The organism is Cellulosimicrobium cellulans (assembly GCF_024124905.1).
Taxonomy (GTDB): Bacteria; Actinomycetota; Actinomycetes; order Actinomycetales; family Cellulomonadaceae; genus Cellulosimicrobium; species Cellulosimicrobium cellulans_G.
Genome location: NZ_JAMXST010000001.1, coordinates 734314 through 760340 on the forward strand (window position 1 = coordinate 734314; position 26027 = coordinate 760340).

A 26027-nucleotide genomic window follows, 5' to 3' on the forward strand; every position below is an offset into this window, starting at 1 on the left:
GCGGCTGCCGCGTGCCCTCGTGTAGCACGAACGTCACACGGGGACGCGGGACGTAACACGACGGAAACAATGGGTACACGGCGGGGAAACCGCCTCGGCCTAGGTTCGTGGGCGCCACGTCAGCGGCAGGTTCGCCGCGCAGCCCGACGGCACCACCCGATCAAGGAGCAACGGATGTTCAACAACGCGGAGGAGGCAATCGCCTTCACGCGGAACGAGGGCGTCGAGTTCGTCGACGTCCGGTTCTGCGACCTGCCCGGCATCATGCAGCACTTCAACATCCCCGTCTCGCAGTTCGACGAGAAGGCGTTCGAGGACGGCCTGATGTTCGACGGGTCGTCGATCCGCGGCTTCCAGGCGATCCACGAGTCGGACATGAAGCTCGTGCCGGACGTCAAGACCGCGTTCGTGGACCCGTTCCGCAAGCGCAAGACGCTCGTCGTGAACTTCTCCATCGTCGACCCGTTCACGGGCGAGCCGTACTCGCGCGACCCCCGCAACATCGCGGCCAAGGCCGAGGCGTACCTGCGCTCCACCGGCATCGCCGACACCGCGTTCTTCGCGCCCGAGGCCGAGTTCTACCTCTTCGACGAGGCGCGGTTCGCGACGAACCAACACTCCAGCTTCTACTACCTCGACTCCATCGAGGCGGCGTGGAACACGGGCCGTGAGGAGGAGGGTGGCAACCTCGCGTACAAGACGCGCTACAAGGGCGGCTACTTCCCCGTCTCCCCGTCCGACCGCTTCGCGGACCTGCGCGACGACATGTGCGCCACGCTGGAGCAGGTCGGCCTCGAGGTCGAGCGCGCGCACCACGAGGTGGGCACCGCGGGCCAGCAGGAGATCAACTACCGCTTCAACACGCTGCTGCACGCGGCCGACGACCTGATGAAGTTCAAGTACGTCATCCGCAACGAGGCGTTCGAGGCCGGCAAGTCCGTCACGTTCATGCCGAAGCCGATCTTCGGCGACAACGGCTCGGGCATGCACTCCCACCAGTCCCTCTGGAAGGACGGCAAGCCGCTGTTCTTCGACGAGAAGGGCTACGGCGGTCTCTCCGACATCGCGCGCTGGTACATCGGCGGCCTGCTCAAGCACGCCCCGTCGCTGCTCGCGTTCACCAACCCGTCGGTGAACTCCTACCACCGCCTGGTCCCCGGTTACGAGGCCCCGGTCAACCTGGTCTACTCGGCCCGCAACCGCTCGGCGTGCATCCGCATCCCGGTGACCGGCTCCTCCGCCGCCGCCAAGCGCGTCGAGTTCCGCGTGCCGGACCCGTCGGCCAACCCGTACCTCGCGTTCGCCGCGCAGCTCCTCGCCGGCATCGACGGCATCAAGAACCGCATCGAGCCGCCGGAGCCGATCGACAAGGACCTCTACGAGCTGCCGCCCGAGGAGCACGCGCAGATCCAGCAGGTCCCCGCGTCCCTCGGCGAGGCGCTCGACGCGCTCGAGGCCGACCAGGAGTACCTCACGGAGGGTGGCGTCTTCACGCCGGACCTCATCCAGACGTGGATCGACTACAAGCGCACCAACGAGATCGACCCGATCCGCCTGCGCCCGCACCCCCACGAGTTCGAGCTCTACTACGACATCTGACCAGTTCTCTGCGTCTGACCTGCGTCGACGCGAGCGGGACGATGCTCTGGTCCGCAGAGTCCGCACGAGCCGCCAGCACCCTACCGGCGGCGGCTCGTGCGGACTCTGTCGTCTCCTGCCACCGGTCGGCGCAGGGATGGTCGTGGACGAGGTCGGTGCCGCGAGGGTGAATTCTGGCGCTCGCCTTGCCAGAGAGCGCTTACCGCCGAGACTGGTACTCATGAGGCTGGACTGGGGACGGTCGGAGGACGGCAGCTATCAGGCGAGCGCGCGCGAGGGGCAGTACCGCATCGTGCCCCGCGGGGACGAGTGGTGCCTGGAGAAGCCGTACCCCACCCCGGGACGGATCGGCGGTTTCACGACGCCGGCCGAGGCGATGGCGTGGGGACAGGACCTGCACCACGCCGCGATGGGCCCTCGCGTGCGGACACCACAGCCCTCATGGCCCACGGTCGAGGAGTTCGCCGAGATCGTCGATGTACACCCCACCGCCCTCAGAAGGTGGCTCGCCGCCCACGACGTCGGCGCGCCCAGCCGACGACGACGCCTCGACCCGACCACCCAGCAGCGCATCCGGGCGTTCTACGGGACGCACGCCCACCGGTAGGCCGTGCTCTCGCTCGCCGGCGGCGCGCCGCGGGCACCCCGATCTCGGCACGGCCCCGCGTGCGCCGGCGCTCCTCCCCGCCGCCGTGGGCTCGACCGCCGGGCGCGGGTGTCCCGGACGTCTTGCTTGTCGTGGTGCCCCGCGCGCGCTAGGTTTGTGAGCGGCGGTAACGATGCCGCCCACAGAGCAGGGGGATTCATGAGCACACGCTTCCGGCGCGCCCTCACGGCCGTCGCGTCCGCGCTGGTGTCGACCGTCGTGGTGGCGTCGCTCGCCGCTCCGGCGAGCGCGTCCGCGGCGCCCGCGACCGCCGACCCGTCCGCGAGCGCCGCCACGTGCGCCGCGACGTGGTCGGCCACGACGGCGTACTCGGGCGGCCAGACGGCGTCGCACCACGGGCGGAACTGGACGGCTCGCTGGTGGACGCAGCGCGAGACGCCGGGGTCGACGAGCGTCTGGGTGGATGCCGGCCGGTGCGTCGGGGGTGGGGACGACTTCGTCGTGAGCCGCGCGGAGTTCGACGCGATCTTCCCGAACCGGCACCCGTTCTACACGTACGACGGGTTCGTCGACGCGCTGGGCGCCTACCCCGCGTTCGCGAGCACGGGCACGCCCGAGACGCGGACGCGCGAGGTCGCCGCGTTCCTCACGCACGCGGACTTCGAGTCGGTCGGGCTGCGGTACGTGAAGGAGATCAACGAGGCCAACTACTGGATCAAGTGCGACGACGAGCAGCCGTTCGGCTGCCCCGCCGGCCAGACGGCGTACTACGGCCGCGGGCCGATCATGTTCAGCTGGAACTTCAACTACAAGGCCGCGGGCGACGCGCTCGGGATCGACCTGCTGAACGACCCGTGGCTCGTCGAGGAGGACCCGTCCGTCGCCTGGCAGACGGCGCTCTGGTACTGGAACACGCAGAACGGCCCCGGGGTGATGACGTCGCACCAGGCGATGGTCTCGGGTGCCGGGTTCGGCCAGACGATCAACTCGCTCAACGGTGCGCTCGAGTGCAACGGCGGCAACCCGGCGTCCGTGCAGTCCCGGGTGGACCGGTACGTGCGCATCACCGAGGTCCTGGGCGTGGCCCCGGGCTCGGGCCTGTACTGCTGACCGGTTCGTCCCGCGGGCAGCGAGGCGGGTGCGGTGCGCGCAGGGGGCGCACCGCACCCGCCTGTCAGCCTGCGGCAGGGACTGCGGCGGTCTCCGCGGCGGTCGCGGGCACGTGGACCGTCGGCAGCCCGGAGCCCGGGCGGAACCCGGCGTACTGCTCGGCCGCGGCCCGCGCGCACGCGTCCTGGTAGGCCGGTCCCCCGCCCAGGTACACCGCCATCTCCGCGCGCTTGCCGGGGACGTTGCCGCCGACGAACCAGGCGCCGGCCTTCTTGCCCTCCTCGTACATGACCGTGGCCCGGGCCGCGCGCTCGGTCTCCTCGTACCACCACTCCTCGGCCTCGCGCGTCGCCTCGAGCTGCGCGACGCCGTTCTCCCGCGCGTAGGCCAGCGCGCGCTGGAGCCACTGCGCGCCGCGCTGGACCGGCACGGTGAGGTTGGACAGCGGCGTCTGCGGCCCGAGCGACAGGAAGAGGTTGGGGAACCCGTGGACGGAGATCCCCAGGTACGTCCGCAGGCCGTCGCGCTCCCACCGCTCGCGCAGCGTGACGCCCTCGCGACCGACGACGTCGAACGCGGTGAGCGCCCCGGTCATGGCGTCGAAGCCCGTCGCGAGCACGAGCACGTCGAGGTCGTGCTCGGCCTCCTCCGTCCCGTCCTCGGAGGCGACGACGACGCCGCGCGGCGTGACTCGCGCGATCGGGTTCGCGAGGACGTCGACGAGCTCGACGTTCTCCCGGTTGTACGCGGCGTAGTAGCCGTGCCCGGTGGGCGGGCGCTTGCCCATGAACGTGTAGGTGGAGGGGCTGAGCGCCTCGGCGGTCCGGGGGTCGGTGACGATCTCGCGGATCTTGCCGCGGAGGAAGTCGGACGCGAGCGCGCTCGCCTCGGGGCTGGAGACCAGGTCCGTGAAGCACTCGTTGGCGAACCGGAAGCCCCCGGCCTCCCACCGTGACTCGAACACCCGGCGGCGCTCGTCGTCGTCCACCTCGAGCGCCGACCGCGTCGGGATCTCCATCGGCACGCCGAACGGGTGCTGGGCCGCGCGCTCGAAGACGGCGTCGTAGTCCGCCCGCAGCGCGGCGAGCTCGTCGGCGGTCACCGCGGGGCTCGTCGTCTCCAGGACGTAGTTCGGGGTGCGCTGGAAGACCGTGACGTGGGCCGCCTGCGCGGCGAGCTCCGGGAGCATCTGGATCCCGGACGCGCCGACGCCGATCAGCCCGACGCGCTTGCCGGACAGGTCCACCCCCTCGTGCGGCCACCTCGCCGAGTGGTACGCAGGCCCGGCGAAGGTGTCCAGCCCGGGGAGGTCGGGGTACACGGGGCGGGAGAGCAACCCGGTCGCCGACACGAGATAGGTGGCCCGCAGCGTCGACCCGTCGGCGAGGGTGAGCGTCCACAGGTTCGTGGCGTCCGAGTGCTCCGCCCGCTCGACGGCCGTGCTCAGCCGGATGTCGCGCCGCAGGTCGAGCCGGTCGGCGACGAACTCCAGGTAGGCGCGGATCTCCTCGCCGCGCGGGTAGCGCTCGCTCCAGTCCCACTCGTCGCGCACCTCGCGGGAGAACGAGAAGGCGTACGCGAGGTACTCCGAGTCGGTGCGCACGCCCGGGTAGCGGTTGGCCCACCACGTCCCGCCGACTCCCGCGGCGGCGTCGACCACGAGGACGGAGAGCCCGACCTCCCGGAGATGGTGGAGCATCGCCAGCCCCGAGAAACCCGCCCCGATCACGACCGCGTCGTACGTCCCGCCGCCGCTCGCCACATCGTCCATGCACCGCTCCCCTGTCTCAGGTCCGTCCGGACGCCGCAGGGGCGGACGGCCCCGCGCGACGCGGTATACCGTCCCACGCGCGGCGGCTTCCCGCCACGGCACGCCGGCGGTGCCGTGAAGCGCGTCAGAACGGCCAGACGAGCGGCACGTAGAGGACCGCGGCGGCGAGGAACACGACCGCGAGGGGCAGGCCCAGGCGCCAGTAGTCGCCGAACCGGTAGCCGCCCGGCTGCAGGACCATGAGGTTGACCGGCGTGGCGATCGGGGTCAGGAACGCGGCGGCGCCCGCGACCGTGAGCGCCATCATGAACGGCTGCACGCTCACCCCGAGCGTCTGCGCGAACGACACCGCGACCGGCGCCATCACGAGGACCGTCGCGACGTTCGAGATGAACTGGCCGAGCACGAGGGTGAGCACGCATACGACGAGCAGCGCGAGGTGCGGGGAGCCGCCGCCGGTGAGCCGGAGCACGACGTCCGCGATCGCGTCGGCCGCGCCCGAGGAGACGAACGCCGCGGACAGCGGGATGAGGGCCGCGATGAGCACGACGGTGTCCCACGAGATCGCGCGGAACGACTGCGGCACGGTGACGACCCGCAGGAGCACGAGGGCGCCCGCCGCGAGCAGGCCCACGATGACCGGCGGCACGACCCCGGTCGCGAGCAGCACGATCGTCGCGACCAGCACCCCGAGGCAGCGCCGCCAGCCGCGTCCGAGCGGGACGCCGCGCTGCAGGCTGCGCGGGGAGTCGACGGCGATGACGTCGGGCGACTGGGTGTACCGGTGGAGCGCGTCCCACGGCCCGCGCACGAGCACGGCGTCGCCGGGCTGGAGGATCATCGGACCCGAGGGGGCCTCGGACTCGGGGCCCGTGGTGCTGCCGTCACCGCGGCGGATGGCGAGCACGACGAGGCCCTCGTCCCGCGTCGTCATGCCGGGGCTCACCCGGCGCCCCACGAGCGTGGAGCGGGGCGCGATGAGCACCTCGACGACCCCTGTGCCGCCCGTGAACAGGCGACCCGTGTCCAGGTCCGCGGGGTAGCTCTCGCGCCACGAGCGCACCCGCTCGCGCGGGTCGGTGGCCGTGTCCGCGAGGTGCTCGGGGACACGCTCCGGCAGCAGCCGGTCGCCGAGCGTCACGACGAGCACGGCCGTGGCGAGCACGAGCGGGATCCCCACCAGCGCGAACTCGAAGTAGCCGAACTCCTGACCGCCCGCCTCGGCCGCCGCCTCGGACACGATGATGTTCACGGGCGTGCCGGTCAGCGTCAGGAGCGATCCGGCGCCCGCGGCGAACGCGAGCGGGACGAGCATGCGCGAGGGGACGATGCCGGCCCGGGCTGCGGCCACGACCGCGACCGGGAGCAGCGCCGCGACGGCGCCGTTGATGCTGATGACCGCCGCGAGGAGCGCCGCGACGCCCACCATCAGCGCGAGCAGCCCGGCCCGCCCCAGCGAGGCGCGCCGCTCGAGCCACTGTCCGATCCACGCGGTGATCCCCGTGGAGTCCAGCGCGTCGCTGAGCACGAACAGGGTCGCGATGAACAGGACGATCGGGTCGCTGAAGCCACCCAGCGCGGCGTCGAGCGGAAGCACCCCCGTCGCCCAGAGCGCGACGGGCACGAAGAGCGCGACGACCACGAGCGGGAGCCGGTTCGTCATGAAGCCGACGACCGCCAACGCGAGGATCACGAACGTCGCGACCAGCGGATCGATCATGGGCACCCCCCTGGGACGGAAGGATGCCACACGACCCCGTCCGGGTGGTCACCGGAATAGCGGGCGCGCCGGTGCGTTGTCGATGACCATGACGACTCTCGGGATCATCGGCGCAGGCAACATCGGCTCTCAGGTCGCCCGGGCGGCGATCGCCCACGGCTACGACGTGGTCATCGCGAACTCGCGGGACCCCCGGACCCTCGACGACCTCGTCGCCGAGCTCGGCCCGCGGGCGCGGTCGGCGACGGCGGAGGACGCCGCGCGGGCCGCGGACGTCGCCGTCGTGGCGGTGCCCTTCGGGGCGTACCGCAAGGTCCCGGTCGAGCCGCTCGACGGGAAGATCGTGCTCGACGCGAACAACTACTACTGGGAGCGCGACGGCCACGTCGAGGCGCTCGACCGCGGCGAGGCCACGTCGTCGGGCCTGCTCCAGGAGCACCTGGCGGGGTCCAAGGTGGCCAAGGCGTTCAACCACATCCGGTCGACGGACATCACGACCGACGGGACCCCCGCGGGCACGCCGGGACGCCGCGCCCTGGCGACCGCGAGCAACTTCCCGGAGGCGGCGGACTGGGTCGCGAGCTTCTACGACGAGCTCGGCTTCGACACCGTCGACACGAGCCCGCTCGCGGAGTCGTGGCGGGTGGAGCGGGACCGGCCGGCCTACGTCGCGCGCCAGGACGCCGACGAGCTGCGCGAGAACCTCGCCCGCGCTCCCCGCACGATCTGACCGCGCGCGACGCGCGCGACGGGCAGCCCGGGCCGAGCTCGTCCGTCGCGCGGCGTCGGGCTCAGTCCTCGCCGTAGAAGACGCGCTCCATGACGGTCCGGGCGCGCCGCGCGGTGCGCAGGAAGTGCTCCTCGAGCTCCGCGCCCGTGTCGACGTCCGGCAGGTCGAGCACGCGCGCGAGCCCGGTGAGCGCGAACCGGTCGTGCGGCAGCACGTCCACGGTCGTGCCGGTCGTCCGGCCCGACCACAGCACGAGCGCGCTGCGCAGCCGGGACGCGAGGTGCCAGGCCTCGCCGAGGACCGCGGCGTCGTCCGCCTCGACGAGCCCGGCCGTCACGGCGGCCTCGAGCGCGTCGACGGTCGACGTGGTGCGCAGCCCGGCCACGTCGTGGGCGTGCTGGAGCTGGAGGAGCTGGACGGTCCACTCGACGTCCGACACTCCCCCGCGGCCGAGCTTGAGGTGGCGCGAGGCCTCGACGCCTCGCGGGAGCCGCTCGGACTCGACGCGCGCCTTGATGCGCCGCACCTCGCGCACCTCCGCGACGTCGAGCCCGCCCTGCGGGTAGCGGCGGCCGTCGACGACGTGGGTGAGCTCCGCGCCGAGCCCGTCGAGGTCGCCCGCGACCGGGCGCGCACGCAGCAGCGCCTGCGCCTCCCAGACGCTCGACCACCGCTCGTAGTACTCGGCGTACGACGCGAGCGAACGCACGAGGGGGCCGTTGCGCCCCTCGGGCCGCAGGTCGGCGTCGACCGGGAGCGCGGGCTCCGGGCCGACGGCGGACAGGAGCTGGCGCAGCCGCGTCGCGACGGCGAGCGCGTACGCCTGGGCGTCGCTGCTCTGGACGCCGGGCCGCGGGTCGTGCACGAACATCACGTCGGCGTCGGAGCCGTAGCCCATCTCGCGCCCGCCGAGGCGTCCCATCGCGACGACGAGCAGGCGAGCCGGGGCGGACCCGGGGTCCTGGGCATCGTACCCGAGCTCGCCGCGCGCGACGAACTCGGCGATCCGGAGCGCGCCCGCGAGCACGACGTCCGCGGCGTCGGAGATGCTCCGGGCCGCGTCGACCGCGTCGACGACTCCCAGCAGCTCGGCGGCGCCGGTCCGCGCGAGCTCACGCCGGCGCACCGCGCGCAGGCTCACCGTCGCGGGCTCGACCTCGTCGGCGCGCGTGAGGATCGCGTCGGTCTCGGCCGTGAGCCGCTGGATGCCGCGCGGCGCGAGGTCGGCGTCGTCCGCGAGCCACCGGACGGACTCGGGCGACCGGGCGAGCGCGTCGGCCATGTAGCGCGAGTTCGAGAGCAGGTGCGCGAGCCGCTGCGCCGCGGAGCCGGAGTCGCGCAGCAGCTTGAGGTACCAGTGGGTCGCGCCGAGCGTCTCGGAGAGCGTGCGGAACGCGAGCAGGCCCGCGTCGGGGTCCGCGCCCTCGGCGAACCAGCCGAGCATGACGGGCAGGAGCTGTCGCTGGATCGCCGCGCGTCGGCTCACGCCCTCGGTGAGCGCCGTGACGTGGCGCATCGCGCCCGCGGGGTCGCGGTAGCCGATCGCCGCGAAGCGCGCCTTCGCCGCCTCCGGGGCGAGGCTCACCTCGTCCGGGGAGAGCTGCGCGACGGCGGGCAGGAGCGGGCGGTAGAAGATCTCCTCGTGCAGGCCCCGCACCTCGCGGCGCGTCGCGCGCCAGCGCTCGGTGAGGCCCTCGGCGCCCTCGGCGCGCATCCCGAGCGACCGCGCGAGACGGCGCAGCTCGTCCTCGGCGGTCGGCACGAGGTGGGTGCGCCGGAGCCGGTAGAGCTGGATGCGGTGCTCGAGCGAGCGCAGGAACCGGTAGCAGACCCCGAGCCGGGCCGCGTGCTCGCGGCCGACGTACCCGGCGGCGGCGAGCTCGGCGAGCGCCGTGAGCGTGCCCCGGCTGCGGATCGACTCGTCCGACCGCCCGTGCACGAGCTGCAGGAGCTGGACGGTGAACTCGACGTCGCGCAGCCCGCCCTTGCCGAGCTTGAGCTGACGGTCGGCCTCGGCCGCGGGCACGTGGTCCTCGACGCGCCGGCGCATCGCCTGCGAGTCCTCGACGAAGTTCTCCCGACCCGCCGCCGACCACACGAACGGCGCGATCGCCTCCTCGTACGCGCGCCCCAGGTCCCGGTCCCCTGCGACCGTGCGCGCCTTGAGCAGCGCCTGGAACTCCCAGGTCTTGGCCCACCGCTCGTAGTACGCGACGTGGCTCGCGAGCGTGCGCACGAGCGGGCCCTGCTTGCCCTCGGGACGCAGCGCGGCATCGACCTGCCACAGGGCGGGCTCCCCCGAGGTGCCCCAGCACACGCGCGCGAGACTCGTCGCGAGCCGGGCCCCCACCGTCGTCGCGTACGCCTCGTCGTGCCCCTCGGCGGGCTCGACGACGTAGACGACGTCCACGTCGGAGATGTAGTTGAGCTCGCGCGCCCCGCACTTGCCCATGCCGATGACCGCGAGCCGCACGCCCGCACCGTGGTCGTCGAGCTCCGCGCGGGCGATCGCGAGCGCGCCCTCGAGCGCCGCCGCGGCCAGGTCCGCGAGCGCCGCCCCGACGGCGGGCATGCGCGTGAGCGGGTCGGGCACGGTGAGGTCGGTGGCGGCGATGCGCAGGATCCGCTCGCGGTAGGCGCGGCGCAGCGCGTCCACCCGCTCCGGTCCGGGCTGGTCGGCGACGGGCACCGCCGCGTCCGGGTCGGCGCCCGCCGCGCGCAGGAGCTCGGCCCGCACGTCTCGCGCGTCCACCCCGGTCCCGGGGGTCGGGTCCGCGAGGATCTCGAGCAGCGCGGGACGACGCACGACGTCGTCGCCGAGCGCGACCGAGGCGCCGAGCACCGCGAGCAGGCGGTCACGTGCCTCGCCGGGCCGCAGGGTGCGCCGGGCGAGGTCCGCGAGCGGCGAGCGCTCCTCGACGTCGGGCCGCAGCGCGCCGGCCAGCCGCACGACCTGCAGGAGCGCGAGGTCCGGGTCGGCTGCCCCGCCGAAGGCGGCGAGCAGCTCGTCGTCCACCGCGGACGCCGGCTCCTCCGTCTCCCCGTCCGCTCCCGGCGGTCGTCCGCCGTCGAGCAGGAGCGCGAGGTCCGGGTCCGCGAGCAGGCCCGCCGAGCGCGAGATGTCGGCGAAGCCGATGCGCGCGAGGCGCCCCGTGAGCGACGGCCGGCGGGAACCGCCGGACCGGCCCGACGTCGTCGCGCTCACAGGACCTGGAGGAACCGCTTCAGCTCGAACGGCGTGACCTGCGCGCGGTAGCCGTCCCACTCCTGACGCTTGTTGCGCAGCACGAAGTCGAAGACGTGCTCGCCCAGCGTCTCCGCCACGAGCTCTGACCTCTCCATGACCGCGATGGCCTCGTCGAGGGACTGCGGGAGCGGCTTGATGCCCAGGGCACGACGCTCGGCGTCGGTGAGCTCCCAGACGTCGTCCTCGGTCTCCTCGGGCAGCTCGTAGCCCTCCTCGATGCCCTTGAGACCGGCGGCGAGCATGACGGCGAACGCGAGGTACGGGTTGGTGGCCGAGTCGAGCGCACGGTACTCGACGCGGCTCGAGTTGCCCTTGCCGGGCTTGTACATCGGCACGCGCACGAGCGCGGAGCGGTTGTTGTGGCCCCAGCACACGTAGCTCGGCGCCTCGGCTCCGCCCCACAGGCGCTTGTACGAGTTCACGTACTGGTTGGTGATCGCGGTGATCTCCGCCGCGTGGACCAGGAGCCCCGCGATGAACTGGCGCGCCGTCTTGGACAGCTCGAACTGGGCGCCGGGCTCGTGGAACGCGTTGCGGTCGCCCTCGAAGAGCGACAGGTGCGTGTGCATGCCGGAGCCGGGGTGCTCGGCCATCGGCTTGGGCATGAACGACGCGAACACGCCCTGCTCGAGCGCGACCTCCTTGACGACCGTCCGGAACGTCATGAGGTTGTCCGCCGTGGTGAGGGCGTCGGCGTAGCGCAGGTCGATCTCGTTCTGGCCGGGCCCCGCCTCGTGGTGGGAGAACTCGACCGAGATGCCCATGGACTCGAGCATCGTGATCGCGGCGCGGCGGAAGTCGTGCGTCGATCCCCGCGCGAGGTGGTCGAAGTACCCGCCCTGGTCGACGGGCACGAGGCCGTGCTCGGCGTCGGCGGGCTGGTTGAACAGGTAGAACTCGACCTCGGGGTGCGTGTAGAACGTGAACCCCTTGTCGCTCGCCTTGGCGAGGGCGCGCTTGAGCACGTTCCGGCTGTCCGCGAGGGACGGCTCGCCGTCCGGCGTGAGGATGTCGCAGAACATGCGCGCGGTGCCGTGCCGCTCGCCGCGCCACGGGAGCACCTGGAACGTCGTCGGGTCCGGCTTGGCGATCATGTCGGCCTCGTACACGCGCGTCAGGCCCTCGATCGAGCTGCCGTCGAACCCGATGCCCTCGGCGAACGCCGACTCGAGCTCCGCCGGCGCGATCGCCACCGACTTGAGCATGCCCAGCACGTCGGTGAACCAGAGCCGGATGAAGCGGATGTCGCGCTCCTCGACCGTGCGGAGCACGAACTCCTGCTGCCTGTCCATGCGGTACATCCTGCCTGATCCGTGTGACGAACGGGTGACACGCACGTGTGGCGGACGTCGCGCCGTCGCACGACCCCGCGGACGGGCCGCGCGCCCGGGCTCGTCTAGGCTGGCGGCATGGCTGATCTGCGCGTCGCGCTGGCACAGGTCGACACGTGCGTGGGGGACCTCGACGGCAACGCCGCCCTCGTCCTCGCGCGCACCCGGGAGGCCGCGACGGCGGGCGCGCGGCTCGTCGCGTTCCCGGAGATGACCCTCACCGGCTACCCGATCGAGGATCTCGCCCTGCGCGCGTCGTTCCGCCGGGCGGCGTGGGACGCCGCCGCGGACATCGCGGCCCGGCTCGCCGCGGACGGGCTCGGCGGGATCACCGTGGTGCTCGGCACCGTGGGGACCTCCGGGGCGCCGCGCGGTGCGGGCGCGGCGGAGCGCGAGGCCTCGGGCTCGCCCGCGGACCTCCCGACGAACCGCGCGGTCGTGCTGCGCGACGGCGTCGTGCAGGCCGCGTACGACAAGCACCACCTGCCCAACTACGGCGTCTTCGACGAGTTCCGGATCTTCGCGCCGGGCGAGACGACGACGGTCGTCGAGGTCGAGGGACGCCGCGTCGGCATCGCGATCTGCGAGGACATCTGGCAGGACGGCGGCCCGGTCGCCGAGATGGCGACGCTCGACGAGGCGGGGAACGGGCTCGACCTGCTGCTCGTGCTCAACGGCTCGCCGTACGAGGAGGGCAAGGGGCACGTCCGCACCGACCTGGCGGCGCGGCGCGCGCGCGAGGTGAGCGCCCCGGTCGCGTACGTCAACCTCGTGGGCGGCCAGGACGACCTCGTGTTCGACGGCGGCTCGTTCGTCACCGACGCCGCGGGAACGGTCGTCGCGACCTCGCCGCAGTTCGTCGAGGACCTGCTCGTGTGGGACCTGCCGGCCGACGGCGCCCCCCGCGGGCCGCGCGCCCCCGAGCTGCACCCCGACGAAGAGGTCTACCGGGCGTGCGTCACCGGGCTGGCGGGCTACGTCCGCAAGAACGGCTTCCGCTCGGTCGTCCTCGGCGTCTCGGGCGGGATCGACTCCGCCCTCACCGCGGCGATCGCCGCCGACGCGATCGGCGGCCAGAACGTCGTCGGCGTCTCCATGCCGTCGCGGTACTCGTCCGACCACAGCAAGGACGACGCCGCGGACCTCGCCAAGCGCCTCGGCGCCGACTACCGCGTCCAGCCCATCGCGCCGATGGTCGAGGCGTTCCAGGGCGAGCTCGCGCTCGACGGCGTCGCCGAGGAGAACCTCCAGGCGCGCGTGCGCGGGGTGATCCTCATGGCGATCTCCAACCGCGAGGGCCACCTCGTCATCGCACCGGGCAACAAGTCCGAGCTCGCGACGGGCTACGCGACGATCTACGACGCGGGCAGCATCGGCGGCTACGCGCCCCTCAAGGACGTCGACAAGTCGCGCGTCTGGCAGCTCGCGCGCTGGCGCAACAACGAGGCGGTCGACCGGGGCGAGATCCCGCCGATCCCCGAGTCGTCCATCACCAAGCCCCCGTCGGCGGAGCTCCGCCCCGGCCAGACCGACCAGGACTCGCTCCCGCCGTACGACCTGCTCGACGAGGTGCTCGACGCCTACATCGAGCACGCCGAGGGCCGCGCCGAGCTGCTCGCGCGCGGGTTCGACCCCGAGGTCGTCGACAAGGTCGTCACGCTCGTCGACCGCGCCGAGTGGAAGCGGCGCCAGTACCCGCCGGGCCCCAAGGTCACCGCCCTCGCGTTCGGCCGCGACCGTCGCCTGCCCATCACCAACCGCTGGCGCGAGCCGCTCGACTGACGGCGCCGGTCACCCCGCGCGCCGCCCGACCCGTACCCCGCACCCAGGAAAGGCCGTCATGTCTGCTCACACCGCCCCCGAGCCCGCCGCGACCGGCGGCACGGGACCGCGCCGCGTCCGCGTGCACCACCTCGCCGAGGCGAAGGCGCGCGGCGAGAAGATCACGATGCTCACCGCGTACGACGCCGTGACCGCGCGGATCTTCGACGACGCGGGGATCGACATGCTGCTGGTCGGCGACTCGATCGGCAACACGATGCACGGGCACGCGACGACGCTGCCCGTCACGGTCGACGACCTGATCCCGCCGGCCCGCGCCGTCGCGCGCGCCGCACGCCGCGCGTTCACGGTCGTCGACCTGCCGTTCGGGTCGTACGAGGCGAGCGCCGAGCAGGCGCTCGCGACGGGCGTGCGGTTCCTCAAGGAGACCGGCGTGAACGCGGTCAAGCTCGAGGGCGGGCGTCGCAGCGCCGCGCAGATCCGCGCCCTGACCGACGCCGGCATCCCCGTCGTGGGGCACCTCGGCTTCACGCCGCAGTCCGAGAACGCGCTCGGCGGGCCGCGGGTCCAGGGCCGGGGCGACGACGCCGCGGAGCGGCTCAGCGAGGACGCCCTCGCGGTGGCCGATGCGGGCGCCGTCGCCGTCGTGCTCGAGATGGTGCCGGTCGAGGTCGCCGCGCGGATCACCGAGATCCTGCGCATCCCGACGATCGGCATCGGCGCGGGCGCGGCGTGCGACGGCCAGGTGCTCGTCTGGACCGACATGGCGGGCATGACGGACTGGTCGCCACGCTTCGCCAAGCGGTACGCCGAGATCGGCGCCGCGCTCGGCCAGGCCGCGGCCGACTACGCCGCCGACGTGCGCGGCGGCACGTTCCCCGACGACGCGCACAGCTTCGCGCGCTGACCCACCGTGCTCCGGGCGGGGCGACGGCGGCGGGAACGACGGCGCTCAGCCGGCGTCCGCGCCGCCGTCGGCCGCCCACGCCACGAGCCCCGCGGCGAGAGCGTCGGCGTAGCGCTGGCGACCCTCCTCCGACTCCATGACCGCGGCCTCGTCGGGGTTGCGCATCTCCCCCAGCTCGAGCATGACCGCGGGGCGCTCGGCGTGGTTGAGCGTCGCGAGGTCGGCGCGCCGCTGGACGGGACCGTCGTCGGCCGCGACGGACGTCGACGGCGCGAAGCCGGCCTCGCCGAGCGCGGTGACGAGCTCGTGCGCGAGCGCGACGCTCGGCGCCCCCTGAGCCTCGTCGACCGGCGGGTCGGACACGATCGCGAAGAACCCGTGCGCGCTGCGGTCCTCCGTGCCGTTGGCGTGGACCGAGACGAGCACGTCGGCGTCGTTCTCCTGCGGGAAGCGGCCCCGCGCGTCGACGCAGGGGCCCACGCCCGCGTCGTCGGGCCGGGTGAGGACGACGACCGCGCCGAGCCCGGTGAGCCGCTCGGCGAGACGGCTGCTCACGTCCCACGTGAACGCGTGCTCCGGGTAGCCCGCGTCCGTGGACGCGCCCACGGTGTTGCAGGCCTTGGTACCGCCCCGCCCATCGGGCACGGGTGCGTTGACGGTGAGCGGGTTCGCCCCGTTGCCGCCGTTGTGCCCGGGGTCGACGGCGACCGTGAGCCCCGCGAGCGGGGGCGGCGGCTCGGTCGTCGCGGCCGTCGGGTCCGGGGAGGCGGTCGTCGGTCCGGGTGCCGGGGCCGAGGCGACCGCGTCGCCGGACGGGCGGACCGTCGTCGGACCTCCCCCGGAGCCGGCCCGGACCTGCAGCGCGACGAGGAACGTCAGCGCGCCGACCGCGAGCCCCGCGAGGAGCAGCCCGAGGCGCCCCGACCAGGCGCGCCGTGGGCCGGGTGGTGGCGCGTGGGTCACTCGCCGCGCTCGCGGCGCTCTTCCTCGTCCCAGGCGTCGGACCGCTCGCGGGCGGTCTCCAGCGCCCTCTCCGCGGCCTCGCGCGTCGGGTACGGGCCCATGCGGTGCGACCACGAGCCGCTCGGGCCGCGGTGCACCTCGCCCGTGCGGGTGTCGAAGTAGTACTCGTCCTCGGTCGCGGGCTCGCCGTCGTCGGTGAAGCGTGATCCGGTGCTCATGCTCCGATCCTCCCCCATCCCGGGCCGCCTGTCCGTCCGCGCCCCGCGCACCTTCGTAGACTGGCCGCCATGAGCCCCACCCCGTCCCCCACTTCGTCCGACGCCGTCGCACCTCCCGGCCCGGCGCGCCGCGGCCCGCTCGTCCCGGGCGTCGTCGGACCGCTGCGCGCGGTGCCCGCGTTGATCGAGCGTCCCGAGTACGTCGGGCGGCCCGGCCCGCGGCCGTTCACCGGCAGCGAGGTCAACGACACCGAGACGATCGAGCGGATCCGCGCCGCGTCCCGGATCGCGGCGCAGGCGCTCGTCGAGGTCGGGCGCCACGTCGCCCCGGGCGTCACGACCGACGAGCTCGACCGCGTCGGGCACGAGTTCCTCCTCGACCACGGCGCCTACCCCTCGACCCTCGGGTATCGAGGGTTCCCCAAGTCGCTGTGCACGTCGCTCAACGAGGTCGTGTGCCACGGCATCCCCGACTCGACGGCGCTCGTCGAGGGCGACATCGTCAACGTCGACATCACCGCGTACGTCGGCGGCGTGCACGGCGACACCAACGCGACCTTCACCGTGGGCACGGTCGACGAGGAGTCCGCGCTGCTCGTCGAGCGCACGCGCGAGGCGCTCGCACGCGGCATCAAGGCCGTCGCTCCGGGACGCCAGATCAACGTGGTGGGGCGCGTCATCGAGCGCTACGCGGCCCGGTTCGGCTACGGGGTCGTGCGCGAGTACACCGGGCACGGCGTGGGGCGCGCCTTCCACTCGGGCCTCGTCGTGCCGCACTACGACGCCGCGCCCGACCACGCGACCGTCATCGAGCCCGGCATGGTCTTCACGATCGAGCCGATGCTCACGCTCGGCACGTCCGAGTGGCGGATGTGGGACGACGGGTGGACGGTAGTCACCGCGGACGCGTCGCGGACCGCGCAGTTCGAGCACACGCTGCTGGTGACCGACGACGGAGCGGAGATCCTCACACTGCCATGAACGCTCACCAGAACACCTACGGCGCCCCCCGTACCGCCTTCGGCATCGACATCGGCGGCAGCGGCATCAAGGGCGCGCCGGTCGACCTGACCACCGGCGAGTTCGCGCAGGAGCGCCACCGCATCCCGACGCCCCAGCCCTCGACCCCGCAAGCCGTGGCCGAGGTGATCGCGGAGCTCGTGGGCGAGTACGACCTCCCGCAGGACGTGCCGATCGGCGTCGCCTTCCCGGCGCCGCTGCAGCACGGGGTGGTGCGCTTCATCGCGAACCTCGACCAGTCGTGGACCGGTGTCGACCTGCCCGCGCTCGTCGCGCGCGAGACCGGGCGCCACGTCGTCGCGGTCAACGACGCGGACGCCGCCGGAGTCGGCGAGGTGCGGTACGGCGCGGCGCGCGACGCGGACAGGGTCGTGCTCGTCGCGACGCTCGGCACCGGGATCGGCAGCGCGATCCTCGTCGAGGGCCACCTGCTCCCGAACACCGAGCTCGGGCATCTGGAGATCGACGGGTACGACGCCGAGACGCGCGCCTCGGACGCGGCGCGCGACCGCGAGGACCTGGACTGGGCGCAGTGGGCCGAGCGGCTGCAGCGCTACTTCGGCGTCGTGGAGGACCTGTTCTCGCCCGACCTCATCGTCGTGGGCGGCGGCGTGAGCAAGAAGCACGAGCATTTCCTCCCGCTGCTGCACCTGCGGGCGCCCATCGTCCCGGCGCAGCTCCGCAACGCGGCCGGCATCGTCGGCGCGGCGTCGCTCGCGGCGGACGCACGCTGACCGGCGTCAGCTCGTCGTGACCTCGCGGCGCTCCGTGCCGAAGATGTCGATGACGCCGAGCATCTCGAGGACGTCGGTCACGACCGTCGGCGGGTTGCGCAACGTGACGGACAGCCCCTCCTCGGAGCCGATCGTGTAGAACTGCACGAGGAACGCGATGCCCGTGGAGTCCATGAACGTCACCTTGGACGTGTCGATTACCACGGGGACGTCCCGTTCGAGCGCGTTCGCGAGCGCGGCGCTCGCCTCGCTGCGGAGGGCGACGTCGATCTCGCCCCACATGTCCACGACGCTCGCCTCGGGCTCCTCGAGCAGCCGGATGCCGCCCGTTCCCGCCTCGGCGTCGCTCCGCTCCAGCTCCTGCACCAACACTGCCCCGCCCTTCGTCCCGCCCTGCCTCGCCCACCCCGACGAGTACGCGCCACCTGCCTGACGCTGTCGATCGGTCGGGGCCTCCTGTCGTACGTCATCGGGCGACGAGACGGCTCCGGCGTGATCGGACGTCGCCAGCGTACCCCACGGATGCCGCTGGCTGGTAGGCCTCTGGCCAAGACTTTACCCAGGGCGGTTTCGACATCGTTCCCCGGAGCGATCGTTGAGGATTCATTCAACAGTTGGACGGGTGTCCAGACGACGACGGCCGCCACGGACCCGCTGCCGGGTCGACGTGGCGGCCGTCGGGCTCGCTCGGACGCTGCGCGTCAGCCCGTGTTCTGCAGGCCGGCGGCGACGCCGTTCACGGTGAGCAGCAGGAGGTGCTGCAGCTCGTCCTTGACCGGCCCTTCCGCGCCGGAGCGCAGACCGCGCAGGGCGCGGACCTGGAGCAGCGAGAGCGCGTCGACGTACGGGCTGCGGAGCTGGACCGCGCGTCCCAGCACCCGGCGCCCGGCGAGCGGCCACGCGTTCTCCGTGACCGCGAGGACCTGCTCGCGCGTGAGCCGCAGCTCGTCGAGGATGGCCTGCGCGAGGTCGTCGCGCCCGCCGAGCGCGAGGTACCGCTCCGCGATCCGCTCGTCCGTCTTGGCCAGCGACATCTCGACGTTGTCGAGGAGCGTCGCGAACAGCGGCCACTCGCGGTGCGCCTCACGGAGCAGGTCGAGGTCCCCGAACTCCTTCAGCGCCGTCCCGAGCCCGTACCACCCGGCCAGGTTGATGCGCGCCTGCGACCACGAGAACACCCACGGGATGGCTCGCAGGTCGTCGAGCGAGGAGACGGACAGGCCACGGCGGGCCGGGCGCGAGCCGATCGGCAGGAGGCCGACCTCCTCGAGCGGCGTCACCTGGGCGAACCACTGCGGGAAGCCGTCCGCGCGGACCAGCTCGTGGAACCGGCGGCGCGACGACGCGTCGAGGGCCGCGGCCAGGTCGCGGTACCGCTCGGTCGCCTCGGCGTTGCGCTTCTCCGTCGACGGCGCCGACGCGAGCAGGGTCGCCGCGGCCACCTGCTCGATGTGGCGCGACGCGATGGTCGGGTCGCCGTAGCGCGCGAGGATGACCTCGCCCTGCTCCGTGAGCTTGAAGCGGCCGTCGACCGAGCCCGGCGGCTGGGCGAGCACCGCGCGGTTCGCCGGGCCGCCCCCGCGACCGAGCGCCCCGCCCCGGCCGTGGAACAGCGTGAGCGTGATGTCGTGCCGCTCGGCCCACTGCGCGATGCGACTCTGCGCGTCGTGCAGCGCGAGCGTCGCCGAGACCGGACCGACGTCCTTCGACGAGTCCGAGTACCCGAGCATGACCTCCACGCGGCGCCCGTTCTCGGCGAGCCGGCGCTGCACCTGGGGCAGCGTGAGCATCGACTCGAGGATGTCGACGCTCGCGCGGAGGTCCGCGAAGGTCTCGAACAGCGGGATCGCGTCGACGACCGGAACCTCGTCGGAGCCCTCGAACGCGAGCTCCGCGAGCTGGTACACCGCCGCGAGGTGCTCGGGCTTCTGCGTGAAGGACACGATGTAGCGGCGCGCGGCGCGGACGCCGTAGCGCTCCTGGACCGAGCCGAGCGCGCGGAAGGTGTCGAGCACCTCGCGCGTGCGGTCGGACAGGTCTCCGCGCAGCCCCTTCTCCGCGATCTCCGCGAGCGCCACCTCGTGGACCTGGGAGTGCTGACGCACCTCGAGCTCCGCGAGGTGGAAGCCGAACGTCTCCACCTGCCACACGAGCTGCTGCAGGTCGCCGTACGCCGCGCGGGGCGCGCCCGCCGCGACGAGCGACTCCTGGACGACCCGCAGGTCGGACTCGAGCTGCTCCGCCGTCGCGTACGCGAGGTCCGCGTTGCGGGCTCGCGTCGCGGCGATGCGCTCCGCCACGACGAGCAGGACCGCGCGGTGCGGTTCGCGCGGGGACGCCGCCGACGCGGCGGACGTCACGGTCTCCGAGAGGCGGCGCTGCCGCTCCCAGAGCGTCCGCAGCCCGTCCGACGGCGGCGTGCCGTCCTGGTCGAGCGTGAGCTTGCGGCCGACGGCGCGCGTCTGCTGCTCGAGCGCCGCGAGCGCGTGGTCCGCCGCGATCGCCGCGGCCTGGCGCGTGACCTCGGCCGTGACGTTGGGGTTGCCGTCGCGGTCGCCGCCGATCCAGGTGCCGAGGCTGACGAACGGCCGCACGAGCGGCTCCTCGCGCCCCGCCTCGTCGCCGAGGAGCCAGTCGTCCAGGCGGCGGTAGACCGTGGGGAACGTGTCGAACATCGTCGCGTCGAACACGCCGAGCGCCGTCCGCACCTCGTCCAGGACGGACGGCTTGTGCTCGCGGATGGGGGCGGTGCGCCACATCGTGTCGATCTCGGCGAGCAGGCGGCGCTCGTTCTCCGCGAGCGACGTGCCGCCGAGGCGCTGCGCGTCCCGCTCGTCGAGCAGGGTCGCGATGCGGCGGACCGCGCCGGACACCGCACGACGGCGGGCCTCGGTCGGGTGGGCCGTGAGCACCGGGCGGAACTCGAGACGGCGGAGGCGGCGCAGCGCCTCGTCGCGACCCACCTCGCCGACGAGCTGCTCGAACGCCTCCGGGAGGGAGTCGTCGGGCGTCGTCGCACGGGTCGCGAACTCGGCCTCGCGCTCGCGCAGGACGCGCACGCGGTGGTACTCCTCCGCGAGGTTCGCGAGGTGGAAGTAGCACGTGAAGGCGCGGGCGACCTGCTCGGCGCGCGCCATGGAGAGGCCCTCGACGAGCGTCTCCGCCTCGGCGAGCACCGCGCCGGACGGGTCGTCGTACGCGCGGATGGACAGCTCGCGCAGGCGCTCGACGTCGTCGAGCAGGTCCTGCCCGCCCGTCTCGCGGAGCACGGTGCCGAGCAGACCGCCGAGCAGGCGGACGTCGTCGCGCAGCGGGGCGGGCACGTCGTGGCGGGCGAGGCCGCGCCCCGCGTGCCCGGTGTCGTCGGAGACGTCGGCGACGACCCGGTCAGGGGCGTCGGCAGCACCCGGCGACGGGGACAGTTCCGAAGGGGAGAGGTCGTTCACGGTGACGAGAGTATTCCTTGACCGTCAGGGGACGTGAAGGCGTCCGAGGGGTGATCGTCGGTCGAGCGCCGGTCGCGCGGTTGTCAGCGCCGCGCGCCGACGCGCACGGCGTCGAACGGCGCGTTCGACGCCACACGGTCCTCGATCGAGGCGGTGACGACGTCCTTGGCGACGCGCACGGCGTCGAGCACCGACGCGCCCTTGGCGAGCTCGGCGGTGATCGCGGCGGCGAACGTGCAGCCCGCCCCGCTCACGCGCTCCTCGCCGATCTTCGGGGTGCGCAGCACGTGCACCTCGTCGCCGTCCACCAGCACGTCGACCGCGTCGGGCCCGGGCAGCTCGACGCCGCCCTTCGCGACGACGGCCCGCGGGCCGAGCGCCTGGACCGTGCGCGCCGCCTCGACGAGCTCCTCGACGGTCTCGATCGACTCGACGCCCGCGAGCGTGCGCGTCTCGAAGAGGTTGGGCGTCACGACGGTCGCGAGCGGGAGGACCTGCGCGCGCAGCGCGGTGTCCGTGTCGAGGGCGGCGCCCGGCTCCTGGCCCTTGCAGATGAGCACCGGGTCGAGCACGACGTGCTCCCACGCGCGCGAGCGCAGCGACTCGGCGACGACGTCGATCGTCGCGGGCGTGCCGAGCATGCCGATCTTCACGACCGACGGCTCGTGCGCGACCGTCGCCGCCTCGAACTGGTCGGCGATCACCTGGGGGTCGACCGGGACGAACCGGTGGCCCCAGTCGTTCCTCGGGTCGAACGAGACGATGCACGTCAGCGTGCCGACGCCGTACGCGCCCAGCTCCTGGAACGTCTTGAGGTCGGCCTGGATGCCGGCTCCGCCGGTCGCCTCCGACCCGGCGATGACGTAGGCGAGCGGGGCCGTGTGGGGGCCGTTGTGCGACATGGTGCTCCTCGGCACGAGTGGACGGGGGTGTCCCTCCTCCCGGTCCTGCCGGGAGAGGCGGGCGGACGAGCCGGTCTGTACGCCGGGGGCGCGGGGCCCTCCGAACGACAACCGTACCCGACGCGCACAGGCACCCCGGAACCGTTGGAACGACAACGGTTCCGGGGTGTCCCGCGGTCGAGATCGTCGTGCGTGCGCACTACCTCGAACCGGGTCGTCCGCGCTGCTCGCGACCACGTCACCGGGAGCGATCACGACTTCCCAGCACGGCTTCGCTCCGTGCCGCGTCGGCCGCGCACTCGACGTCCTCGCCGCCGACGACGACTGCGACGGGCTGGAGCGCGTCGTCGAGGACGAGCAGGTCGGCCCGGGCGCCTGCCGCGAGCGCGCCGCGACCTCGTAGCGACAGGGCCCGGGCGGGCGTCGAGGACGCCATGCGCACCGCGTCGACGAGGTCCGCACCAGACGCGCCGACCGCGTTGCGGACGCAGTCGACCAGGAAGGCGGTGGACCCGGCGATACGGTCGGCGCCTCGTGCGTGTTCGCCCAACCCCCGACCAACTCACCCGACTCCGTGCGCGCCCTGCTACGCCACCGCGCGCACGTGGGCGGGTCCGACGCGATCTACGCGCCCGTCGCAGGCGGCGGCCGACCCCACCCGCGCGGCTGGGGCGCCTTCGCACGCTTCCTCGCCGAGCACGTGCGTACGCTCGGGGACTGGACCTGGCACGACGCCGTCACGCACCTGTCCACCCGACCCGCCGCACGGTTCGCCCTCCCCGGGCGCGGCACGATCGCGCCCGGCGCGGTCGCAGACCTCGCCCTCGTCGACCCCGACCAGGTCCGCGACGAAGCGACGTACGAGGACCCGCGCCGCCCGGCGTCGGGCGTGGACGACGTGCTCGTGGCGGGCGTGCCCGTCCTGCGCGACGGCAGGCTCACCACCGCCCTCCCGGGCCGGCCCCTGCGCCCCGACCCTCCCCCGGTGTCCCCCCGTCTCCGGGCCGCTCGCCGGACCCGCGCGATGTCCGACGACTTCCAGGTGCCGTCGGGCGCGGCCTCGCTCCGGCCGACGACGCGAAGACGGGCGAGCCGATGACGCTCGGGTCGGACTACGCCCACGGCGCACCTACGGTGCCGGGCCGCTCGGACCGGAGCACAGGATGGCGGTGCAGCCCGTTCTCCCAGCCTGCGCAGCATTCACTCACCTGCGCGAGCCGGCCTTCACGGGACGTCCGACCACACGTCCTGCTTGCCTCTCGCGGTACAGGGAGAAACCTGATGGCCGACCTACGCAGGCAGGTTCCGATGCCCTTGAACGGGTTGCCGCTGTCAGCAGCAGAGGGCGCGGTGGGCGGCAACAAGTGCCTTCGCACCCGCGACCAGGTCGCTGGTGCCCATGCCGGGCTGGTACAGCGAGCCCCCGACACCGAACCCGTCCGCCCCGGCCGCAGCCCAGATGGCAAGGTTGGCTGCGCCCACGCCTCCGACGGGATAGAGGGCGATGCCCTCGGGAAGGACGGTTCGCCAGGCGCGCAGTCCGCTGGTGCCGACCTGGTCGGCCGGGAACACCTTGAGTTCTGCAGCGCCGGCGGCGAGGGCGGTGAGAGCCTCGGTGATCGTCGCGACTCCAGGCAGGCATCGCATCGAGCGTGCGAGCGCAGCGCCGATGACGGCCGGGTCGACGTGTGGGGAGACGATGAGCGAGGCGCCCGCCTCATGCGCTCGAGCCACGTCCTCGATCGTCCTGACCGTCCCGGCGCCGACTTGAACGTCCTCGGGCAGACAGGAGCGCAGGGCGGTGATGCTGCGCAGGGAGTCTGGTGTCGTGAGCGGTACCTCCAGCGTGCGGATTCCCGCGCCGTAGAGGGCGGTGCCTACGGTCGGCGCTTCGGTGGACGGCAGTCCACGCAGGATGGCGACGAGCAGTGCCGGGTCCGCCGATGAGGTCATGGGAGGGCTCCTGCGGGCGTAGGTGAAGGGACAAGGCCGACGCGCACAGCGACGTGGTGCAGTCCGCCCGCGGTGACGTCGTTGTCGGCGAGGCGAGCCTGCGTCCCGTACCGCGTCAGCGCTCGGACGTACCGCTCCTGCAGGTGCGGCTCCCCCACGACGACGGGCTGACCATGTGACGAGCTGAGCCAGGCTCTTGCGATGCCTGCGATCTCTGCACCCACGAGGAGGCCTGAGAGGTAGTCTGGCACGTCGTCGGCGGGCAGCTGCCCCGTCACGGCCAAGGCCCGCGCCGAGAAGAGCGTGAGGACGGTCCCTTCGACCTGATGGTCCCAGGCGACGTCCAAGCCGCGGTCGAACGCCGACCAGCTCGGAGCCTGCGGCGCGCGCACGTCGTGACCGAGAACGGTGTGCGCGAGCAAGGCTGCGTACAGCTCGCCAGTCAGGGCTGTCGCTAGCGAGGTCAGGCGTGTGCCTCGCGCTCGCAGCCATTTGGAGTGGGTCCCGGGAAGGACGAGGACGGCCTCCTCGTCGTCAGCGGGACGGATCTGCAGGAGGACCCCGAGCGCCTGGGTCTCCTCTCCCCGGGCGACCTCGGTCAAGGCTCCCTGCGCAGACGTCACCCCGGGCAGCAGGTGCACGTCCGCGATCCGGGTGCGCACTGCGGTCAATGGCACGTCGTCTCGCGCGAGCTCGACCGGTAGCGGCAGGTAGGGCGTGTGCTGCCAGCCTTGGTCGCTGCCGACCATGCCGCTCGCGAGGACCGGGAGCCCTGGGGTGCGCGCCAGCCAGTCCCCGCACAGCAGCACCAGGGCGTCCTCGAAGGCACGCTCCCGACTATGGCCGTCAACGCTCGCACGCCGGCTGATCGCCGCCACGCCGTCCTGGCTCGTTCGTCGTGCTAGCACCGTGCCGGTGTCGTCGAGGAGGTAGGCGCGGCAGGCTGTCGTGCCCCAGTCCAAGGCGACGAGGCCGGGCGTCACGACGGGCCACCGGCAGGCTGGAGCAGATGTGCGTGGACGCGGGCCCACTCGAGGTAGTGGGCCACCTGCGTCTGAAGGTCGCCGGGTGACCAGCCAAGCTCTGACTGGGCGCGCTCCGACACGTAGACGCCGTTCTTCCCGTGGTCGTCGCGCGGGTCCATGTCGGCCTCGGCCACGTCGAGCGGCGTCTCGACGACGTCGACGCCGAACGCCGCGACGAGCTCGCGCACGCTGGTGCGTCGGCCGGAGGAGATGTTCAGGGTGCGTGTCGTACCCGGGTCTCCCCCATGGCGAGCAGCCTTGTGCAGCGCGTCGGTCGCACTGTCGGCGCTGAGCCAGTCGCCGCACGCTTCAAGAGTCCGGGCCGTCAATCGAGCCGGTTCTCCCCGCACTGCGGCGGCCGCGAGGTGGAACGGGAGCGACATGACCGCCCGTCCACCAGTGGGTCGCTCCATCGGCCCGAACATCTTCGTCAGTCGCGTGATGGTCGTGGGCAGAGCGTGCAGCTCGGCGAAGCGGCGGGCGACGAGCTCGCTCGCCCACTTGCTGATGCCGTAGAGCTCGTCGGGGCGGGGCGCGCTCTCCTCGGTCAGCAGCGTCTCGGGCGAGGACCCGTAGACCGCGCCGCTGCTGACCAGGACGACGCGCGGCGCTTGCGGCAGACGGCGTGCGGCGTCCAGCAGGTTGACCGTCCCCTCGACGTTGACCCCGGTGAATCGGGCAGGGTTCTCGACCTCGCTGCGGGCGTCGTGTGTGACGGTCGCGCCGTGCACGATCGCGTCCGGGCTCGCCTCACGGACCGCCTGGGCTACCGCGTCGCCGTCGGTGACGTCGACGGCACGGAAGTGGGCGCGCTGGGCCAGCGGGCCAAGGTTGTCGAGAGCTGCCTGGTCGGGATCGTGCAGGTCGATCCCCGTGACCTGAGCGTCCGGCTCGGCGTCAAGGATCCTCACCGCGAGGACGCTCATGACGAAGCCGTTGGCTCCGGTGATCAGGTAGTGCAT

At 73.2% G+C, this 26027-nt stretch carries 22 protein-coding genes; 9 read left to right on the forward strand and 13 right to left on the reverse strand.

Features of this window, described 5'->3' with window-relative positions; translation table 11 throughout:
- Positions 1 to 174 precede the first annotated feature (174 nt).
- The 3 genes from glnA (NHH00_RS03390) to NHH00_RS03400 all read left to right on the forward strand — a co-directional run bounded on the left by glnA (NHH00_RS03390) (position 175) and on the right by NHH00_RS03400 (position 3316).
- Complete coding sequence (glnA, locus tag NHH00_RS03390; RefSeq protein WP_253050149.1) at positions 175 to 1599, forward strand: type I glutamate--ammonia ligase; 1425 nt, start codon at positions 175 to 177, stop codon at positions 1597 to 1599.
- A 220-nt stretch (positions 1600 to 1819) separates the two neighbouring features.
- Entirely contained in the window at positions 1820 to 2206 is a 387-nt protein-coding gene (locus tag NHH00_RS03395) for a hypothetical protein (protein ID WP_253050151.1), read from the forward strand.
- A 198-nt stretch (positions 2207 to 2404) separates the two neighbouring features.
- A complete protein-coding gene (locus NHH00_RS03400; RefSeq protein ID WP_253050153.1) occupies positions 2405 to 3316 on the forward strand; it encodes a glycoside hydrolase family 19 protein in 912 nt (303 codons plus the stop codon).
- 64 nt (positions 3317 to 3380) lie between these two features.
- On the opposite strand, the gene NHH00_RS03405 is transcribed toward NHH00_RS03400, so the two are convergent.
- Together NHH00_RS03405 and NHH00_RS03410 are read right to left on the reverse strand one after the other, a co-directional pair.
- Complete coding sequence (locus tag NHH00_RS03405; RefSeq protein WP_253050155.1) at positions 3381 to 5087, reverse strand: flavin-containing monooxygenase; 1707 nt, start codon at positions 5085 to 5087, stop codon at positions 3381 to 3383.
- Between the two features lie 124 nt (positions 5088 to 5211).
- Positions 5212 to 6807, reverse strand: a complete 1596-nt coding sequence (locus NHH00_RS03410) for an SLC13 family permease (RefSeq protein ID WP_253050157.1) — start codon at positions 6805 to 6807, stop codon at positions 5212 to 5214.
- An 88-nt stretch (positions 6808 to 6895) separates the two neighbouring features.
- Between NHH00_RS03410 and NHH00_RS03415 the strand changes: the two genes are divergently transcribed.
- Positions 6896 to 7537 carry an NADPH-dependent F420 reductase gene (locus NHH00_RS03415; protein WP_253050159.1) on the forward strand — a complete coding sequence of 214 codons (642 nt, stop codon included), beginning with the start codon at positions 6896 to 6898 and terminating at the stop codon, positions 7535 to 7537.
- Between the two features lie 61 nt (positions 7538 to 7598).
- Here NHH00_RS03415 and NHH00_RS03420 read toward each other — a convergent pair whose 3' ends face one another.
- Both NHH00_RS03420 and glnA (NHH00_RS03425) read right to left on the reverse strand, forming a co-directional pair.
- A complete protein-coding gene (locus NHH00_RS03420; RefSeq protein WP_253050161.1) occupies positions 7599 to 10742 on the reverse strand; it encodes a bifunctional [glutamine synthetase] adenylyltransferase/[glutamine synthetase]-adenylyl-L-tyrosine phosphorylase in 3144 nt (1047 codons plus the stop codon).
- Positions 10739 to 12076, reverse strand: coding sequence for a type I glutamate--ammonia ligase (gene glnA, locus NHH00_RS03425; RefSeq protein WP_253050163.1), 1338 nt, complete (start codon positions 12074 to 12076; stop codon positions 10739 to 10741). Before glnA (NHH00_RS03425) ends, NHH00_RS03420 begins: the two co-directional genes overlap by 4 nt.
- Before the next feature lie 117 nt (positions 12077 to 12193).
- Between glnA (NHH00_RS03425) and NHH00_RS03430 the strand changes: the two genes are divergently transcribed.
- Together NHH00_RS03430 and panB are read left to right on the forward strand one after the other, a co-directional pair.
- Entirely contained in the window at positions 12194 to 13897 is a 1704-nt protein-coding gene (locus tag NHH00_RS03430) for an NAD+ synthase (RefSeq protein WP_253050165.1), read from the forward strand.
- Positions 13898 to 13955: 58 nt separating this feature from the next.
- Positions 13956 to 14804 (forward strand): 3-methyl-2-oxobutanoate hydroxymethyltransferase, encoded by an 849-nt coding sequence (panB, locus tag NHH00_RS03435; RefSeq protein WP_253050167.1) that lies wholly within the window; start codon positions 13956 to 13958, stop codon positions 14802 to 14804.
- A gap of 45 nt (positions 14805 to 14849) precedes the next feature.
- Here the strand turns inward: panB and NHH00_RS03440 are convergent, their stop codons facing one another.
- Together NHH00_RS03440 and NHH00_RS03445 are read right to left on the reverse strand one after the other, a co-directional pair.
- Positions 14850 to 15767: an N-acetylmuramoyl-L-alanine amidase gene (locus NHH00_RS03440; protein WP_253050169.1), complete on the reverse strand. Its 918-nt coding sequence runs from the start codon at positions 15765 to 15767 to the stop codon at positions 14850 to 14852.
- A complete protein-coding gene (locus NHH00_RS03445) occupies positions 15764 to 15985 on the reverse strand; it encodes an SPOR domain-containing protein (protein ID WP_253050171.1) in 222 nt (73 codons plus the stop codon). The genes NHH00_RS03440 and NHH00_RS03445 overlap by 4 nt, the downstream gene beginning before the upstream one ends.
- Before the next feature lie 69 nt (positions 15986 to 16054).
- Here NHH00_RS03445 and map point away from each other — a divergent pair, with 69 nt between their 5' ends.
- Together map and ppgK are read left to right on the forward strand one after the other, a co-directional pair.
- Positions 16055 to 16966: a type I methionyl aminopeptidase gene (gene map / locus NHH00_RS03450; RefSeq protein ID WP_253050172.1), complete on the forward strand. Its 912-nt coding sequence runs from the start codon at positions 16055 to 16057 to the stop codon at positions 16964 to 16966.
- Complete coding sequence (ppgK, locus tag NHH00_RS03455; RefSeq protein WP_253050174.1) at positions 16963 to 17739, forward strand: polyphosphate--glucose phosphotransferase; 777 nt, start codon at positions 16963 to 16965, stop codon at positions 17737 to 17739. Before map ends, ppgK begins: the two co-directional genes overlap by 4 nt.
- Before the next feature lie 6 nt (positions 17740 to 17745).
- Here ppgK and NHH00_RS03460 read toward each other — a convergent pair whose 3' ends face one another.
- From NHH00_RS03460 to NHH00_RS03475, 4 genes are all read right to left on the reverse strand, one after another.
- On the reverse strand, positions 17746 to 18111 hold the full coding sequence (locus tag NHH00_RS03460) for an STAS domain-containing protein (RefSeq protein ID WP_253050176.1): 366 nt from the start codon (positions 18109 to 18111) through the stop codon (positions 17746 to 17748).
- A gap of 329 nt (positions 18112 to 18440) precedes the next feature.
- Positions 18441 to 21062, reverse strand: a complete 2622-nt coding sequence (locus NHH00_RS03465; protein WP_253050758.1) for a phosphoenolpyruvate carboxylase — start codon at positions 21060 to 21062, stop codon at positions 18441 to 18443.
- A 206-nt stretch (positions 21063 to 21268) separates the two neighbouring features.
- Positions 21269 to 22087, reverse strand: a complete 819-nt coding sequence (gene thiD, locus NHH00_RS03470; protein WP_253050178.1) for a bifunctional hydroxymethylpyrimidine kinase/phosphomethylpyrimidine kinase — start codon at positions 22085 to 22087, stop codon at positions 21269 to 21271.
- A gap of 238 nt (positions 22088 to 22325) precedes the next feature.
- On the reverse strand, positions 22326 to 22637 hold the full coding sequence (locus tag NHH00_RS03475) for an amidohydrolase family protein (protein WP_253050180.1): 312 nt from the start codon (positions 22635 to 22637) through the stop codon (positions 22326 to 22328).
- Here NHH00_RS03475 and NHH00_RS03480 point away from each other — a divergent pair.
- Positions 22626 to 23186 carry an amidohydrolase family protein gene (locus NHH00_RS03480; RefSeq protein ID WP_253050182.1) on the forward strand — a complete coding sequence of 187 codons (561 nt, stop codon included), beginning with the start codon at positions 22626 to 22628 and terminating at the stop codon, positions 23184 to 23186. The genes NHH00_RS03475 and NHH00_RS03480 overlap by 12 nt on opposite strands.
- A gap of 233 nt (positions 23187 to 23419) precedes the next feature.
- Here the strand turns inward: NHH00_RS03480 and NHH00_RS03485 are convergent, their stop codons facing one another.
- Genes NHH00_RS03485 through NHH00_RS03495 form a run of 3 tightly spaced genes read right to left on the reverse strand, consistent with a single transcriptional unit; the run spans position 23420 to position 26027 of the window.
- Positions 23420 to 24040 carry a 2-dehydro-3-deoxy-6-phosphogalactonate aldolase gene (locus NHH00_RS03485; RefSeq protein ID WP_253050184.1) on the reverse strand — a complete coding sequence of 207 codons (621 nt, stop codon included), beginning with the start codon at positions 24038 to 24040 and terminating at the stop codon, positions 23420 to 23422.
- Complete coding sequence (locus NHH00_RS03490; protein WP_253050186.1) at positions 24037 to 25023, reverse strand: 2-dehydro-3-deoxygalactonokinase; 987 nt, start codon at positions 25021 to 25023, stop codon at positions 24037 to 24039. The genes NHH00_RS03485 and NHH00_RS03490 overlap by 4 nt, the downstream gene beginning before the upstream one ends.
- The gene (locus NHH00_RS03495) at positions 25020 to 26027 is read right to left on the reverse strand and encodes an NAD-dependent epimerase/dehydratase family protein (RefSeq protein ID WP_253050188.1); all 1008 of its coding nucleotides are present in this window, start codon (positions 26025 to 26027) and stop codon (positions 25020 to 25022) included. The genes NHH00_RS03490 and NHH00_RS03495 overlap by 4 nt, the downstream gene beginning before the upstream one ends.